At 50.0% G+C, this 1,750-nt stretch carries 2 protein-coding genes; both read right to left on the reverse strand.

What is annotated here, in order from left to right; genetic code table 11:
* Positions 1-204: 204 nt before the first annotated feature.
* On the reverse strand, positions 205-1,404 hold the full coding sequence (gltS, locus tag EP867_RS19495) for a sodium/glutamate symporter (RefSeq protein WP_128491080.1): 1,200 nt from the start codon (positions 1,402-1,404) through the stop codon (positions 205-207).
* Complete coding sequence (locus EP867_RS19995; protein WP_164888985.1) at positions 1,391-1,555, reverse strand: hypothetical protein; 165 nt, start codon at positions 1,553-1,555, stop codon at positions 1,391-1,393. Before EP867_RS19995 ends, gltS begins: the two co-directional genes overlap by 14 nt.
* Between the last annotated feature and the right edge of the window lie 195 nt (positions 1,556-1,750).

Consider the following 1,750-nt stretch of genomic DNA (forward strand, 5'->3'; position numbering starts at 1 on the left):
ATCAGAAGACTCGCTTTCGCCGATCACCGCCACCCCGAAAACCTCCGTGTCGTGTAGTGTGCCGAATTCATAAGCGATCTGGCCGTCGAACATATAGCTGTTCACCGATACTTTGGGATGGTTCAGAGGCCGCTGATGAGGCATGAAAGACAACTATATTATCAATGAGCTCCGAATGAAATCGCCTTAGACGTCGTGGCAATATCAATGTAAGAATGCGGAGATAATCAAAGCATTGACGATGTCGATAAAGAAACCACAAACAAGCGGGACAATGACAAACGCTTTATGTGCGGCCCCATGTTGCTGAGCCACAGCAGTCATGTTTGCAATGGCAGTCGCCGTAGACCCAAGGCTAATCCCGCTAAAGCCAGCCGAAATCACAGCCGCCTCGTAATCACGTCCCATAGCAGGGAAAATCACCATAACTGTAAATGCGATAGTAAGAAAAATCTGGACCGCAAGAACCACGATTATGAAATCGAAGTAACTTGCAAGTTCCCAAAGCTGTAGGGACATGAGGGCCATGATCATGAAAAGACCAAGCGCAAGATCCGAGATCAAGCCAAGGGCATCATCTGTGCCGGGCCAGACACGCCGAACAAGCTTGCTGGGCGCCACTGGCAAGAGATTGCGCAGAACAATTCCCGCGATCAGAGAACTTACAAATGCAGGCAGAGTCAGCCCGGTTTGTGCGATCAGTCCATGCAAAGCCGTCCCGAACATTATCGTGACGTTCAAAGCCAACAGCGCCCAGAGCACACAGAAATAATTAATCCGACGGTGCCGCCCGTCGTTGCTTGCGCCGAGATCAAGATCGGCGATCCCCGAGCCTCGAATGTTGCGCCGTTTGATCAGATAGGCAGAAATGGGACCCCCGATCATACAAGCGGATATCATGCCGACAGTATTTGTGGCGATACCGAGTTCCAGCGCGTTGGTGATCCCATGACTTTCAGCAAAAATAGGTGCCCATGCCAAGGTCGTCCCTACTCCGCCGGTCAGTGAAATAGAGCCAACGATCAACCCTGCTTTTGGGTCTAAACCGAACAATTGTGCCAGAGCCATGCCCGCAGAGTTCTGCACCGTGATGAACACTGAGGCGAGCAGGATAAGGATGAACATAGACCGCCCGCCCTTTAAAAGCGTGCGCACATCGGATTTCAACCCTATGCCCGAAAAAAACACCAAAAGCAAATAATCACGTAACTCCAGATTAAAGCTTACCCGATGGCCCGACGACACCCAGATTCCCCCCACGACGGCGACACAAAGAAAACCACCAGCAACCGCTTCAGGAATTGAGTATCTTCGGAGAACTTCCACGCGCAGCGTTAATATTTTTCCGACAAGAAGAAGAACAGTGGCAATATTAAATGAAATGAATGGGTCAATTATTGTCATTGAATATCATAGCCGTGCCAAAAAGTCTGAATATCGCGGTGAACGGCGTACTAATAACCGATGCGCTCTGGTTTTGCCAGTTGGTGTTGATGATCTGGCCAGTGCCATCTTGGCCCCCATCATCACTACGAACAGCAGCAAGATAAGACAACTGCTCCTCTGCCGGACTCTGGTGTTGTGCCGGTCTTTACACGGCCGTCCGCCAGGAGTTTCAGTAAACCATACCGATATTGGGTCAGATAGGTCATCGCCTCACCTAGGCTTGATTTGGTGAAAGGGTGGGTCCCACATTTCCCAAGTAAGGCGCTGATTTCGCTGTCCTGACCATTATATTTCCTATATAAAA

It is taken from the genome of Falsigemmobacter intermedius, from assembly GCF_004054105.1.
Classification (GTDB): domain Bacteria; phylum Pseudomonadota; class Alphaproteobacteria; order Rhodobacterales; family Rhodobacteraceae; genus Wagnerdoeblera; species Wagnerdoeblera intermedia.